Origin of the sequence: Mesorhizobium sp. B264B1B (genome assembly GCF_020165765.1) — a bacterium.
Classification (GTDB): Bacteria; Pseudomonadota; Alphaproteobacteria; order Rhizobiales; family Rhizobiaceae; genus Mesorhizobium.
In genome coordinates this window covers 157,035-170,802 of sequence record NZ_JAIUIS010000006.1, presented here as the reverse complement: position 1 = coordinate 170,802, position 13,768 = coordinate 157,035, and the positions used below count along the sequence as shown (strand labels likewise).

At 62.7% G+C, this 13,768-nt stretch carries 13 protein-coding genes and 1 tRNA gene; 9 read left to right on the top strand and 5 right to left on the bottom strand.

Annotated features, from left to right (window positions below; translation table 11 throughout):
- Positions 1-14: 14 nt before the first annotated feature.
- From LB547_RS14575 to LB547_RS14560, 4 genes are all read left to right on the top strand, one after another.
- A complete protein-coding gene (locus LB547_RS14575; RefSeq protein ID WP_140496886.1) occupies positions 15-1,109 on the top strand; it encodes a microcin C ABC transporter permease YejB in 1,095 nt (364 codons plus the stop codon).
- The gene (locus tag LB547_RS14570; protein WP_140657889.1) at positions 1,109-2,254 is read left to right on the top strand and encodes an ABC transporter permease; all 1,146 of its coding nucleotides are present in this window, start codon (positions 1,109-1,111) and stop codon (positions 2,252-2,254) included. Before LB547_RS14575 ends, LB547_RS14570 begins: the two co-directional genes overlap by 1 nt.
- Complete coding sequence (locus LB547_RS14565) at positions 2,251-3,882, top strand: ABC transporter ATP-binding protein (RefSeq protein WP_140759414.1); 1,632 nt, start codon at positions 2,251-2,253, stop codon at positions 3,880-3,882. Before LB547_RS14570 ends, LB547_RS14565 begins: the two co-directional genes overlap by 4 nt.
- 85 nt (positions 3,883-3,967) lie before the next feature.
- Positions 3,968-4,909 (top strand): 2-hydroxyacid dehydrogenase, encoded by a 942-nt coding sequence (locus LB547_RS14560; protein WP_140496893.1) that lies wholly within the window; start codon positions 3,968-3,970, stop codon positions 4,907-4,909.
- A gap of 43 nt (positions 4,910-4,952) precedes the next feature.
- On the opposite strand, the gene LB547_RS14555 is transcribed toward LB547_RS14560, so the two are convergent.
- Positions 4,953-5,249 carry a hypothetical protein gene (locus tag LB547_RS14555; protein ID WP_224655872.1) on the bottom strand — a complete coding sequence of 99 codons (297 nt, stop codon included), beginning with the start codon at positions 5,247-5,249 and terminating at the stop codon, positions 4,953-4,955.
- Between the two features lie 249 nt (positions 5,250-5,498).
- On the opposite strand from LB547_RS14555, the gene LB547_RS14550 reads away from it, so the two are divergent.
- Complete coding sequence (locus LB547_RS14550; RefSeq protein ID WP_140523790.1) at positions 5,499-6,509, top strand: ligase-associated DNA damage response exonuclease; 1,011 nt, start codon at positions 5,499-5,501, stop codon at positions 6,507-6,509.
- A gap of 4 nt (positions 6,510-6,513) precedes the next feature.
- The gene (locus LB547_RS14545) at positions 6,514-8,115 is read left to right on the top strand and encodes a cisplatin damage response ATP-dependent DNA ligase (protein ID WP_140759412.1); all 1,602 of its coding nucleotides are present in this window, start codon (positions 6,514-6,516) and stop codon (positions 8,113-8,115) included.
- 24 nt (positions 8,116-8,139) lie between these two features.
- Here LB547_RS14545 and LB547_RS14540 read toward each other — a convergent pair whose 3' ends face one another.
- Entirely contained in the window at positions 8,140-9,291 is a 1,152-nt protein-coding gene (locus LB547_RS14540) for a hypothetical protein (RefSeq protein WP_140496901.1), read from the bottom strand.
- Between the two features lie 362 nt (positions 9,292-9,653).
- Here LB547_RS14540 and LB547_RS14535 point away from each other — a divergent pair.
- A tRNA-Thr gene (locus tag LB547_RS14535) sits at positions 9,654-9,729 on the top strand.
- A 24-nt stretch (positions 9,730-9,753) separates the two neighbouring features.
- Here LB547_RS14535 and LB547_RS14530 read toward each other — a convergent pair.
- The 3 genes from LB547_RS14530 to LB547_RS14515 form a co-directional block, all read right to left on the bottom strand.
- Positions 9,754-10,452: a hypothetical protein gene (locus tag LB547_RS14530; protein WP_140759410.1), complete on the bottom strand. Its 699-nt coding sequence runs from the start codon at positions 10,450-10,452 to the stop codon at positions 9,754-9,756.
- Entirely contained in the window at positions 10,449-11,057 is a 609-nt protein-coding gene (locus tag LB547_RS14525; protein WP_224518983.1) for a hypothetical protein, read from the bottom strand. The genes LB547_RS14530 and LB547_RS14525 overlap by 4 nt, the downstream gene beginning before the upstream one ends.
- Positions 11,058-11,446: 389 nt before the next feature.
- Entirely contained in the window at positions 11,447-12,268 is an 822-nt protein-coding gene (locus LB547_RS14515; protein WP_224618237.1) for a membrane-anchored protein, read from the bottom strand.
- A gap of 543 nt (positions 12,269-12,811) precedes the next feature.
- On the opposite strand from LB547_RS14515, the gene LB547_RS14510 reads away from it, so the two are divergent.
- Positions 12,812-13,000, top strand: a complete 189-nt coding sequence (locus LB547_RS14510) for a YodC family protein (RefSeq protein WP_140496939.1) — start codon at positions 12,812-12,814, stop codon at positions 12,998-13,000.
- A 305-nt stretch (positions 13,001-13,305) separates the two neighbouring features.
- Positions 13,306-13,749: an EF-hand domain-containing protein gene (locus tag LB547_RS14505; protein WP_140759408.1), complete on the top strand. Its 444-nt coding sequence runs from the start codon at positions 13,306-13,308 to the stop codon at positions 13,747-13,749.
- Positions 13,750-13,768 lie beyond the last annotated feature (19 nt).

Genomic DNA, 13,768 nt, shown 5'->3' with positions numbered 1-13,768 from the left:
GAGGGCACCATCTGATGGGCGCCTATATCCTGCGCCGCATCCTTTTGATGATTCCGACCCTGTTCGGCATCATGGCGATCTCGTTCGCCGTCATCCAGTTTGCGCCCGGCGGCCCGGTCGAGCAGGTCATCGCCAAGCTGACGAACCAGGGCGGCAGCGACCGTCTGGGCGGTGGCGGCGGCGATGCGGGCGGCGGTAATTTCGATGCCGCCGGTGACGTCGGTTCAAAATATCGCGGCGCGCAGGGGCTCGATCCGGAATTCATCAAGAAGCTGGAGAAGCAGTTCGGCTTCGACAAGCCGCCGCTCGAGCGCTTCGGCCTGATGCTGTGGAATTATATCCGGTTCGATTTCGGCGACAGTTATTTCCGCGACATTTCGGTGCTCAACCTGATCCTGGAAAAAATGCCGGTGTCGATCTCGATCGGGCTGTGGATCACGCTCCTGTCCTACCTGATCTCGATCCCGCTCGGCATCCGCAAGGCGGTGAAGGACGGCAGCCCCTTCGACATCTGGACCAGCGGCGTCGTCATCGTCGGCTATGCCATTCCGGGTTTCCTGTTCGGCATCATGCTGATGGTGCTGTTTGCCGGTGGTTCGTTCTGGGACTGGTTCCCGCTGCGCGGCATCGTCTCGGACAATTGGGACCAGTTGTCATGGCCGGCCAAGATCGGGGACTATCTCTGGCACATGACCTTGCCGCTGACGGCGCTGGTGCTGTCGGCTTTCGCCACGACGACGCTGCTGACCAAGAATTCCTTCCTGGAGGAAATCCGCAAGCAGTATGTGGTGACCGCCCGCGCCAAGGGCCTCTCGGAACGGCAGGTGCTCTATGGCCATGTCTTCCGCAACGCCATGCTGATCGTCATCGCCGGTTTTCCCGGCGCCTTCATCTCGGCCTTCTTCACCGGTTCGCTGCTGATCGAAAACATCTTCTCGCTCGATGGGCTCGGCCTGCTCGGCTTCCGGTCGGTGGTCGAACGCGACTATCCCGTGGTGTTCGCCAACCTCTACATCTTCTCGCTTCTCGGCCTGTTCGTCGGATTGCTGTCCGACCTCATCTACACCTGGGTCGATCCGCGCATCGATTTCGAGCGGAGAGACGTTTGATGTCGGAGGCAAGTGTTACCGCCGGGGTCGTGCCGGAGCGGATGCCGCGGCCGTTTCTGTCGCCGCTCAACAAGCGCCGCCTGCAGAACTTCAAGGCCAACCGGCGCGGCTACTGGTCGCTGTGGATCTTCCTTGTCCTGTTCGTGCTGTCGCTGTTCGCCGAATTCATCGCCAACGACAAGCCGATCATCGCCTCCTACAAGGGCGAGATCCTGTTTCCGGTGCTGGTCGCCTATCCCGAAGAGAAGTTCGGCGGCTTCTATGCCGTCACCGACTATCGCGACCCGGTGATCCAGGACGAGATCAACGCCAATGGCTGGATGATCTGGCCGCCGATCCGCTATTCATACCAGACCGTCAACAACGCCATTCCCGAAGCAGCCCCGGCCAAGCCGTCCTGGCAGTATGACGCCAAGACGCGCTGCAACCAGTACCCGCAAGGGGCTGATGATCCGGCCTGCAGCGTCGGTAACTGGAATTGGCTGGGCACCGACGACCAGGCGCGCGACGTGCTGGCGCGGGTCATCTACGGTTTCCGCATCTCGGTGCTGTTCGGACTGATCCTGACCGCCGGCTCGGCTCTGATCGGCGTCGCGGCCGGCGCCCTACAGGGCTATTTCGGCGGTTGGACGGACCTGCTGTTCCAGCGCTTCATCGAGATATGGTCGGCTATTCCCGTGCTCTATCTCCTGCTCATCGTCGCCGCCATACTGCCGCCGGGCTTCTTCATCCTGCTCGGGCTGATGCTGCTGTTTTCCTGGGTGGCGTTGGTCGGCGTGGTGCGGGCCGAATTCCTGCGCGCGCGCAATTTCGAGTACGTCAACGCGGCGCGCGCGCTCGGCGTGCGCAACCGCACCATCATGTTCCGGCACCTGTTGCCCAACGCCATGGTGGCGACACTGACCTTCCTGCCGTTCCTGCTCTCAGGCTCGATCTCGACGCTGACCTCGCTAGACTATCTCGGTTTCGGCCTGCCGCCGGGCTCGGCCTCGCTTGGGGAATTGCTCAAGCAGGCGCAGCGCAATCTCAACGCGCCGTGGCTCGGCATTTCCGGCTTCGTCGTCATCTCGCTGATGCTGTCGCTGCTGGTCTTCGTCGGCGAAGCGACACGCGACGCCTTCGATCCGCGCAAGACGTTCCGATGAGCGAGCCTCCCCTGCTCTCGGTCCGGGACCTCAGCGTCGCCTTTGCGCAAGGCGGACAGCAGTCGCTGGCCGTCGATCACATCTCCTTCGACATCGCCAAGGGCGAGACGGTGGCGCTGGTCGGCGAATCCGGCTCCGGCAAATCGGTCTCGGCGCTGTCGGTGCTGAAGCTCTTGCCCTACCCCAGCGCGAGCCACCCCTCGGGCAGGATCCTGTTCCAGGGCGCCGACCTGCTCGCCATGAACGAGAAGCAACTGCGGCAGGTGCGCGGCAACAAGATCACCATGATCTTCCAGGAGCCGATGACCTCGCTCAATCCGCTGCACACGATCGAGCAGCAGATCGTCGAGATCCTGAAGCTGCACCAGGGCATGGCCGACCGCCCGGCCAAGGCGCGCACGCTGGCCCTGCTCAACGAGGTCGGCATCCGTGATCCGCAGAAACGGCTCGACGCCTACCCGCACCAGCTGTCCGGCGGCCAGCGCCAGCGCGTCATGATCGCCATGGCGCTGGCCAACGAGCCGGAACTCCTGATCGCCGACGAGCCGACGACCGCGCTCGACGTCACCGTGCAGGCGCAGATCCTCGAGCTGCTGGCCGGCCTGAAGAGCCGCAAGGGCATGTCGATGCTGTTCATCACCCACGACCTCGGCATCGTGCGCAAGATCGCCGACCGGGTGTGCGTGATGACCAAGGGCAAGATCGTCGAGATGGGGCCTACCAAGGACATCTTCGCCAATCCGCAGCACGCCTATACGCGCCATCTTCTGGCGGCCGAGCCCAAGGGCAAGCCACCCGCGGCCAACAGCGCCGCGGCACCCGTGATGACCGGCAAGGACATCAAAGTCTGGTTTCCGATCAAGCAGGGGTTCTTCCGGCGCACCGTCGACCATGTGAAGGCGGTCGACGGTATCGATGTCACCGTGCGGGCCGGCCAGACGCTGGGCGTGGTTGGAGAGTCCGGGTCGGGCAAGACGACGCTCGGCCTGGCGCTGGCGCGGATGATCTCGTCGAGCGGAACCATCCAGTTCAACGGGCGCGACATCAACCAGCTCTCGTTCAACGCCATGCGCCCGCTCCGGCGCGAACTGCAGATCGTCTTCCAGGATCCTTTCGGGTCGCTCAGCCCCCGCATGTCCATCGCCGAGATCATCGAAGAAGGCTTGAAGATCCACGAGCCGAAGCTGTCGCTCGACGAGCGCGACGACAAGGTGGTCGACGTGCTGAAGGAAGTCGGGCTCGACCCGGCCACGCGCAACCGCTATCCGCACGAATTCTCCGGCGGCCAGCGCCAGCGCGTCGCCATTGCGCGCGCCATGGTGCTCAACCCGCGTTTCGTCATGCTGGACGAGCCTACCTCGGCGCTCGACATGAGCGTGCAGGCGCAGGTGGTCGACCTCCTGCGCGGCCTGCAGGCCAAGCATGACCTCGCCTATCTCTTCATCAGCCATGACCTCAAGGTCATCCGGGCCCTGGCCAACGATGTCATCGTCATGCGCAATGGCCAGATCGTCGAAGCCGGTCCTTCCGAACAGATTTTTGAAAAGCCGCAAACCGACTATACTCGGGCGCTGATCTCGGCCGCCTTCAAGATAGAAACCGCCCCGACGGGGGTCGTCAGCGAGTGACTCCTTCCTTCGCAATTCCGGACGGAAAGCCGCCTTGCGCCTTCCCGCAATTGCTCCAAACCGAACAACAGGACAAAATCCATAAATGGAAAAAGGCAAAATCCTGCTTGCCGTCACCGGCTTTCACCCGCAGCGCTGGCGCGAACTGCTGTCCGCAGAGCGCGAGGTGGTGCTCGAGCCGGACGGCGCCAGCGATCCTTCGATCACCTATGCGGTGGTGTGGAAACAGCGGCCGAACCTGTTGGGGTCGCTGCCCAATCTGCGCGCCATCTTCTCGATCGGCGCCGGTGTCGACCACATCTTCTCCGATCCCAGCCTGCCGGACGTGCCGATCGTCAAGGTCGTCGCCGGCAACCTGGCCCAGCACATGACCGAATATGTCGTCTGGCGGGTGCTCGATCATCACCGCCAGGGCCTGCTGTACCGGTCGCAGCAGCCGAAGAAGATATGGCGCGAGCCGGCGCAGCGCACCGCTGAAGATATCTCTGTCGGCATCATGGGGCTCGGCAGTCTCGGCCGCGCGGCGGCGTCGGCGCTGCTGTCGCTCGGCTTCGCGGTCAATGGCTGGTCGCGCACCGACCGGCCGATGGAAGGTGTCGCGACCTATTGCGGCGAGGCCGGGCTGATCCCGTTCCTCAATGCCACAGACATACTGGTCGTGCTGCTGCCGCTGACGCCGGATACCAAGGGTATCATCAATTACGGCGTGCTGAAGGAATTGCGCAAGCGCAACGGTCTTGGTGGCTCGGTGCTGATCAATGCCGGTCGCGGCCGCCTGCAGAAGGATGCCGACATCGTGCGCGCGCTGGACGACGGCACGCTGAAGGAAGCGAGCCTCGACGTGTTCGAGGTCGAACCGCTGCCGAAGACCAGCCCGCTATGGGCCCATCCGAAAGTATTCGTGACGCCGCATGCCGCGGCCACGTCCGATCCCGTCCACCTGGCGCCGATCATGCTGCGCCAGATGGACGCCTTCGAGCGGGGCGAAAAGCTGGAGAACCTGGTGGACCGCAAAGCGGGATATTAGGCCGCTGGCATGTGGTCATCGGGATCGCCTTAGGCGACATGCGTCAGCCGGGCAGAGCGAACTTCTTCTGCTTGTCCGGCTTGCCGCAATCGCGGCGCTCGATAGACCGGTTCATGGCGTCGATCTCGCCGCTTGCCTTGTCGGCATCGCGCTTGGTCTTGGAGCGGATATCCGGAATGAACGGGCCGAAGCCCATCGCGGGGTTGGAGAATGTCGGCTTGGCCTGCTGGGACAGATTGTATTGCCGAGCCAGGGCGTTGCGTTGCGCCAGCAACTGGCCGCAAGGCACGCTGTCATATTGCAGTGAAGACTGGACGTTTTCGTCCTGGCGCTCGGACATGGAGTTGCCGACACAGCCCGCCATAACGAGGCAAGAGGCCAAGGCCATCATGTTCCAGCGCATGGAAAATCCCTCCGTACGACACTGCCCCGACATAATCCGGCATGCGATTGGGGCTTTTTCGCAGCAGAGGCACCCACAGGCCTCAGACCGCGTCGCCTGACTGCTGCCCGGCGCTTGGCTGTAGGCCGAGTCAGCAGTCTCTTGCAACAGGCTTCCCGCGCCCGAATTAGCCACTATCTTGGAACAATGCGCGCCAGCGACCTGCTCCATCCCCGGCCCGAGGGCCTTTACTGCCCGCCGGGCGACTTCTTCATCGACCCGGTGCGGCCGGTCAACCGGGCGCTGATCACGCACGGCCATTCCGACCACGCACGCTCCGGCCACGGGTCGGTGCTGGCGACGCAGCAGACGCTGGACATCATGGAGCTTCGCTATGGCGAGGGTTTTGCAGGCACGACACAGACGGCAGGACTGGGCGAGCGAATTGCCCTCAACGGCGTCGACATCAGCTTTCATCCGGCCGGCCATGTGCTGGGCTCGGCGCAGATCGCGGTCGTGCATCAGGGCATGCGCATCGTCGCCTCCGGCGACTACAAGCGGCAGCAGGACGCGACATGCCTGCCGTTCGAGCCAATCGCGTGCGACGTCTTCATCACCGAGGCAACATTCGGCCTGCCGGTGTTTCGCCACCCGCCGGACGAGGAGGAGATCGCGCGGCTCCTGAAATCGGCGGCGCAGTTCCCCGAACGCTCGCATCTCATCGGAGCCTACGCGCTGGGCAAGGCGCAACGGGTGATGCGTCTGTTGCGCGACGCCGGCTACGACAGGCCGATCTATATCCACGGCGCGCTGGCCAAGCTCAGCGACTACTACCAGAGCCAGGGCATCGATCTCGGTACGCTGGAGCCGGCGACAGTGGAGAGCGCCAGCAAGGATGATTTCACCGGCGCCATCGTCGTCGGTCCGCCGGCCGCCTTCGCCGATCGCTGGGCGAGGCGCTTTCCCGATCCGATCTCCTGCTTCGCCTCGGGCTGGATGCGCATCCGCCAGCGCGCCAAGCAGGGCGGCGTCGAGCTGCCGCTGATCATTTCGGATCATGCCGACTGGGACGAACTGACCGCCACGATCAAGGAGACCGGCGCAGAGGAAATCTGGGTGACACACGGCCGCGAGGAGGCGCTGGTGCGCTGGTGCGAACTCGAAGGCATCGCGGCGCGGCCACTGCATCTGGTGGGGTATGAGGACGAGGGCGATTGATGGCATGAATCGCTTCGCCGAACTGCTCGACCGCCTTGTGCTGACGCCGTCGCGCAACGGCAAGCTGACGCTGCTGACCGATTATTTCCGCAGCGTCGAGGATCCCGATCGCGGGCTGGCGCTGGCTGCCATCACCGGCGATCTCAACATCGCCGCGATCAAGCCGGCGATGCTGCGCATGCTGGTGACCGAACGCATGGACCCGGTGCTGTTCGGCTATTCCTACGACTATGTCGGCGATCTCGCCGAGACCGTGTCGCTGGTCTGGCCGCAGATGCCCGGAACCATACCGAACCGTGAGCCGACGCTCGGCGAGGTGGTTGCGAAGCTGCAGGCGGCGAGCCGCTCCGACGGGCCGAAAGTGCTGGCAAACCTGCTCGACAGTGCCGGCATCTCGGCCCGCTTCGCCATCATCAAGCTGGTCACCGGCGGGTTGCGCATCGGCGTGTCGGCGCGGCTGGCCAAGCAGGCGCTGGCGGATTTCGGCAAGGTCGACGTCGCTGAGATCGAGGAACTCTGGCACGGGCTGTCGCCGCCGTACACAGCCTTGTTCGCATGGCTGGAAGGCAAGGCCGCAAAGCCCGAGAGGGCCGCGCGGGCACTGTTCCGGCCGGTGATGCTGTCCAACCCGGTCGGCGACGGCGATCTCGAGAGGCTCGACCCCGCCGATTACGCGGCCGAGTGGAAGTGGGACGGCATCCGCGTCCAGGCGGTGTCGGAAGGCGGCATCCGCCGGCTCTATTCGCGCACCGGCGACGATGTCTCCGGCGCCTTTCCCGACCTCGCCGAGGCGATGGTTTTCTCGGCCACGCTCGACGGGGAATTGCTGGTCGGCGATCCCCGGGAAGCGACAGGGACATTCTCGGATCTCCAGCAGCGGTTGAACCGCAAGACGGTGTCACTGAAGATGCAGCAGCAATATCCGGCTTTCATGCGTTGCTACGACCTTTTGCAGGTCGGCGCGGAGGATTTGCGGGGATTGCCCTTCCGGGAGCGGCGCGTCCGCCTTGAAAACTTCGTGAAAACGCTCGACCCGAGCCGCTTCGATCTTTCGCCATTCGTCGCGTTCTCGGACTGGCAGGCGCTGGAGGAACTGCGCCGGGCGCCGCCGCACCCGATCATCGAAGGCGTGATGCTGAAGCGCTGGGATTCGCCCTATGTCGCCGGCCGGCCGAAGGGGCCCTGGTTCAAATGGAAACGTGACCCGCACACGGTGGACGCCGTGCTCATGTACGCCCAGCGCGGCCACGGCAAGCGCTCGAGCTTCTATTCCGATTACACGTTCGGCGTCTGGTCCGGAGCGGAAGGCGAGGAGGAACTGGTGCCGGTCGGCAAGGCCTATTTCGGCTTCACCGACGAGGAATTGAGGCAGATCGACAAATATGTCCGCGACAACACGATCGAGCGTTTCGGGCCTGTGCGCTCGGTGCGCGCCGACCGTGACAACGGGCTGGTGCTGGAAGTCGCCTTCGAAGGGCTCAACCGTTCGACGCGTCACAAATCCGGCGTTGCCATGCGCTTTCCCCGCATCTCGCGGCTGCGCTGGGACAAGCCCGCCAACGAGGCCGACCGCATCGAGACGCTGCAGGCGCTGCTCGATCGTTGATCGCACCCTCTCCGGTGCCGGCGCTCAAGGCTCGACGGAGACGCGGATCTCGTAAATGTTGACCGCCTTGCCCTGCTTGTCGAAATCGGAGTTGATGGCGATCGTTCCGGCCGAGCCGGGCCGCTTGTCGGGGAATTTCACGTCGAAGAGATATTCGTTGCGCTGCTGGCCGACCGCATAGCGTTTGCGGCCGCAATCACCAAGCTCGCCGAAATTGCAGTCGACCGAGATCTGCGTGTCCTTGCCGTCCTCGGCGCGGGCGACAATATCGAACACGGCGTGCTTGCCGGCGAGCTTCTCCAGCACGCCTTGCCCGACATCGAAGCTGATCGCCGAACCGGAAGCGCCGGACTGGATGCGCAGGAATGGCCCGGAATCGTCCTTCATCGTTTCCGCCTTGGCGTCCGACGGAGCGCTGACATGCGCCGGGTCGGTGGGCGAAAACACGTTGATCCAGTTGCGCGCCTGATCGGCAGCGCCAGGCTTTTCCGGCCCGGTCTCGCCATCGGCCGGTGTGAAATCGTCGTCCTCGACGGTCGGCGGCGCTTCGGGCGGCGCGGTGTCGAGCTGAGCCTGGGTCTTGAAGACGCCGGTCTGCATGGCGAAAAACAGCCCGATGCCGACCGCGGCGAGCAGCGTCACGGTGAGGAAGATGGCGGTCAGCGGCAGCCGCCGGCCCCTGATGCGCCTCTCGTCGCGATCGGGCGCCACTTCAGCCGTCGCCTCGGACGAAGCGGGAGCCGACATGTCGATGGACGGCACGCCGGAAAGGGTCGCGTCGGGCATGATGTCTGGAACGACCGGCAAGACGCGTGAGCGCGGGGCATCGGCAGCCGGCTGCGCAGGCTCGTCGACGGAAACTGCGGGCGGTGCGGCGCTCTCGCCGGTTGCGGCGGGTGCGGCCGGGCTCGCCGGAAGCTCGACCGCCGGTGCATCGGACTCAGCCTGGGGAGCGACATCCGGCACCGCCGGCAGAAACTCGGATTCGATTTCGGTGATCTTGGCCTGGATCGCCTTGCGGCGCTTGATGGCGACTTCCACCGTCACGCCGGGATTGGCCTGGAGCGCACGGTCGAGCGCGGCGAAAGCCGAGCGATAGACCTTCTCGCGGTACGCGCGGTCCTCGGCATTGCCTCTTTCGAGGGCGTTCCGGATCGCTTTTTCGATTGCGTCCAAGCGAGATCCCTCTGTGCGTTGCCCAAACCTCGCCATGATCGTTAGCCGCAGCCGACCAATCAATCAACGGGCGAGCGTCCGCATTCTGCCTCGTTGGAGTGTCCAAAGTCCATCTTGGCGGTATTCCGGCAACGAAATCAACATGCTTCATCGATCTTTGCCGGGATGGAGGCACGGGACAGGCGCCATGTACCGGCCGACGGGCAAAGGGCGTGCAGCCGGCTTTGTCGGCGATGCGTCGGGGCGGAACGACGCGCAACACGAATTGCCGGGCCGCATCCTGAATTCGCAATCGTCCATCTTGAATTCGCCGTCGGTTGAGTCTATCACCCAGCCCATCTTGGAGGCCTAACGCTTCCCGGGCCGCTTTAGCTCAGTTGGTAGAGCACATCATTCGTAATGATGGGGTCGCGTGTTCGAGTCACGCAAGCGGCACCACTTCCCCAGCCATTGCTGTCGTCGTCATGACATCTGTCCCTGCCACAAGGGTAATCCACTTTCGGCAGCGAAGTCTTTGTCCTCCGCGTAGATCGGTTCGCCTCTTCTCACCACCCGTCGAAGCAGGGCCGCATCTTCGTTGGCGTGATATCGAAAGGCATTTCGGGTGTCGTATCCATGCCCGGCCTGGGACAGGGAAAACCCGCTGACCACCACAGGGGCGAAACCGGCGAAACGCGCCAGTATGATCGCGAAGGCTCCGGTGGAGATTTTCCGGTGCCAGCCGCGGAACATATGATACTTGCCGCTAAGCTGCCAGACGACGTTGGCAAGCTGCCATTTGGTAAGCGCCTGCAAGGTTTCATAACGATAGTCGAAGGTGCGACAACCGGCTTTCAGCTTGTCCTCGACATCAGGCCAAACCGGGATGATCAGGTGCTTTGCCTGGCGTCCGTTTAACAGATCACGCTTGTAGAAATCCTGTTCGCTGGCGTCGACAAAAATGCCGCGGCGGATAACGGCGATATCAGGAACGGGGAGGCCGACGGTTTCCGCCAAAAGCTGGGAAGCATTGACGGTCACAAGTGCCCAATCGGCATCATATCCCTGCGGGAGGCGAAAATTCGGCGCCGACCCCATCACCAAGGCGGGACCTGTGGCCCTGGGCAGGCGAAGAATTGGTTTTTGGAAGATTGGCAAGAGATCCGAAAGCGGAGTTTTCATCCGGGAATCTGAACCGCCTGTTCCTCAAACGCGCGCAGGATGCTCTCTTCCCGGCTCCACAATTCGTCCCATTGCGTGGTGCCGGACCAACCCGCAAACCAAGGGCCGCCGAGCGTATAATGCGCCAGCGAGACATCGGCGGGATCGAGTTCGGAAGCCGAAGCCCCGACGAGGTAGTTCCACGCCAGGGGCAATTCGCCGATCTCGTGGTCCTCAAGCCATTTGAAGGCGTGGAGGTCACGTCCGGGCCACGTATTGAGCATCTCGTTGGTCAGCCGCTTGTTGGCGGGATGATCCAGATTCCATAAAACGACCGACGACCAGTTCTTGCGGCGATAGAACGTCTGCGTTTGTCCGTCCATCTTGACCGCTTCGGATTCGCGTTGCTGGTGCTTGACCGCCATGATCGCGTAGGAAGGATCGAGCAGATCGAGCAGTTTGACCGGATCCTTCAGAAACAGGACGTCGCAATCGCAGAACATGGCCCAGCCGCTTTGCCCCATGAACGGAACGGCAAAGCGCGATATGGCAAACTCGGTCGCCATCGGCGCCTCGGAAATCGGGCACCAGAGCTTACCGTCACGTACTTCCATCGGTCGCGTCATGATTCCTTGGGCTACAAGGTCCTTGAGCACGAGCGGCTGTATCTGCAACGGGGTGCTTGTCCGCCGATAGGCGCTCCATCGCGCCACGTCCAGAACTCGGGATTCGCGCGGATCATAGCCAATGTAGATTGGTATCATGTGGCAGTTCTATAATCTGATGTGAATTTAGACGAATCTAGCATGGCAGCACTGCACGCGGAAGACCAGAAGCACATTCGCAATGCCGTGTGTCCGGGTTGCCACGAGCGTTTCATCTCTGAAGGTGTCGATGGTGTTTTTGCGCGACAAGTGCCAAGCAACCGGCATCGCACCTCTTCACGACGGAGCTGTCGAGCGGATCGTCGCACTCACATTTGAGACAGCTCACCAGCAAGCCACATCGACCGTTGTTATTTGACCTCACATCTCCCGAACTGGCCTGTCCAGAGTGGCAGACCGAGCGAGCCCGCCACATGCGGATCGCTCGTATAAAGGGGGAAACCGAGCGCCAACAGCGCCAGCAGGGTGGCACGGTCGGAACCGACGTGCATCCGGTCGATGTTCAGTTTGTTGTACACATGGCCGTGCGAACCCGGGTCAATACCCGTGATGATCACGGCCGGCGCGCCGTTATGCAAGGCGTAAAGGACCGCCGTGATCCCGGTCGAGAACTTCTCCTCCAGATGCATCTCGAAATTGGGCACACCCATCACTGCTTCGTAGAGCGCCATGCGCTGGTGACGGGTCATCGTGCGCAGGTCGCGACAGCGGTAGTTGAAGGCCGCGATGTTGCAGCGCAATTCCTCCATCGTGCGGTGTGCGCGCACAATCCAGAGCAGATCGGTCTCCTGGCCGGTCAAGACGGCGCGCACGGCCACAGCGTTTGGCTTGGTCGCGTCAAGCTGGTTGACGTAAAGAAATGTCGCGTCAGGGGTACCCATCCCCCAGCGGGCCGTGACGGTCTGCGAGCCATTCACGGTAAAGAGTGTGAAAGCATCGCGCTGAAAACCCACCGGCGGGTGTGAGACCGGCGCGGAGCCTACGATGAGGACCGGCTTTGTAAGCGGCACAGGGTGCCGTGGCGCCTGGGGATGCAGCAGGCGATATAACAGTTTCCGCTTAACCACCAGAAGCGGGTGATCGAACAAGCGCTTGCGCAGCGGCTTCTGTGCATCGGGATTCGCTGCGCTATGCTCTGCAATCTCCAGAGCGATCCCCTTGGCCTTCGCCAAACCGGCCTCCTCTCAATGCTTTCCCGGGCATGTACTCCCCCCTGCCAGCCGGCGTTGATCAGCGGCTTGATCGTTGGGGCAGGCAGCAACCATAACGTGACGAATCATTTCCTCCGGCGCTCTGATGGGAACCCTTCGCTTTTCCCCAAGCGCTTCAAGCCTCTCTCACTCAATGTCGCAACTCTACTGTATTCGGCACGAGACTGCATGCGGGTTGCTGTTGTTTGTTGCTTCTGATCACGGTTCGATAGAACTCCGTCCGAAACTCATGGTGCCAGATCGGCAGCATCGCCGAAGCGATAGCCGCGCTCAATACTCAGCAGAGGATCAATCTCCACCAGCCGAACAGGAATTTCAACATCCAATTTCGACAGCAAACGGCAAGACACATTGCTGCAACTGCGACCGAATCTACAACTGGGACCGAGACCCGACCTCAAAACGCCGCCTGGCACTGTGGATCGCGATGCTGGCCGAATGCATCCGCCATTGTCGAGACCGAGGTTTGATGTGAAACTCCCGGCGTCAGCATGGGAGGTCAAAATGCCCAACAGTTTCAAGACCGGAGACGTCGTCAAGCTGAAGTCCGGAGGCCCGAAGATGACGATAAGCGACGGTGCCGCCTCCGGCACATATATGTGCCATTGGTTCAACCGCGAGGGCGATGTATGGACCCCGCAGCATGCCGGCTTCAAGCCGGACCAGCTGGTGGTGGCGGACCAATCGACATAGAACGGTTCACCGTTTCGCGGAAGCGGCGAAACGCTCTATCTCTTTGTTTTTACGCAATTCCATAGGGAAAGCGCTACGCGCTTTTCCCGGGAAAACCGTACACACTTTTCTTGGAATTGCTCTAGTTCCTGCCCTTCGGCTGAAGGGTTCGAACATGGCGCAAGCAGCGCCCGATCGGGCGCGTTGTTGCGGCATGCGCCTGCTGGCCCAAAAGTCACCGACGGATTTCTACCGCCGCTGCGTTTAACGGGAGAAGCGTCGCCACGGCACAATGCCATGGCAGCGCGCCAACCGGAGACGCCAGCATGATACGCCGTTCGATCCTTGCCGCTGCCTTGAGCCTGCTGACCGCCACGGCGTTCGCCCAGACGGCGACACAGCCTCCGGCCGCGACGTCCCCTTCTGCACCGCCCCCCGCTGCCGCGCCAGCCACGTCAAAGACCAGGCCCGAAATCACGCTGGCCAAGTTCCAGAAGCGGCGTGAGAAGGCGATCATGGCCGCCGACACGGATGGCGACGGCAAGATCAGCCTGCTGGAATGGGAGGCCCTCCAGGCAAAGCGCGGCACCAAGGGCGACCCGACACAGTCCTTCGCGCGCGCGGACTCGAACCATGACGGCTTCATCGACCGCGCCGAGCTCGATGCGTTCTTCGCCCAGCGCTTCGCCAGGCTGGACAAGAATGGCGACGGCGTTCTGAGCGTCGACGAAATGCCGGGCCATAAAACCGCTCCCAAGGCGGAGCAATGAACGGGGGTAATGGCACGCG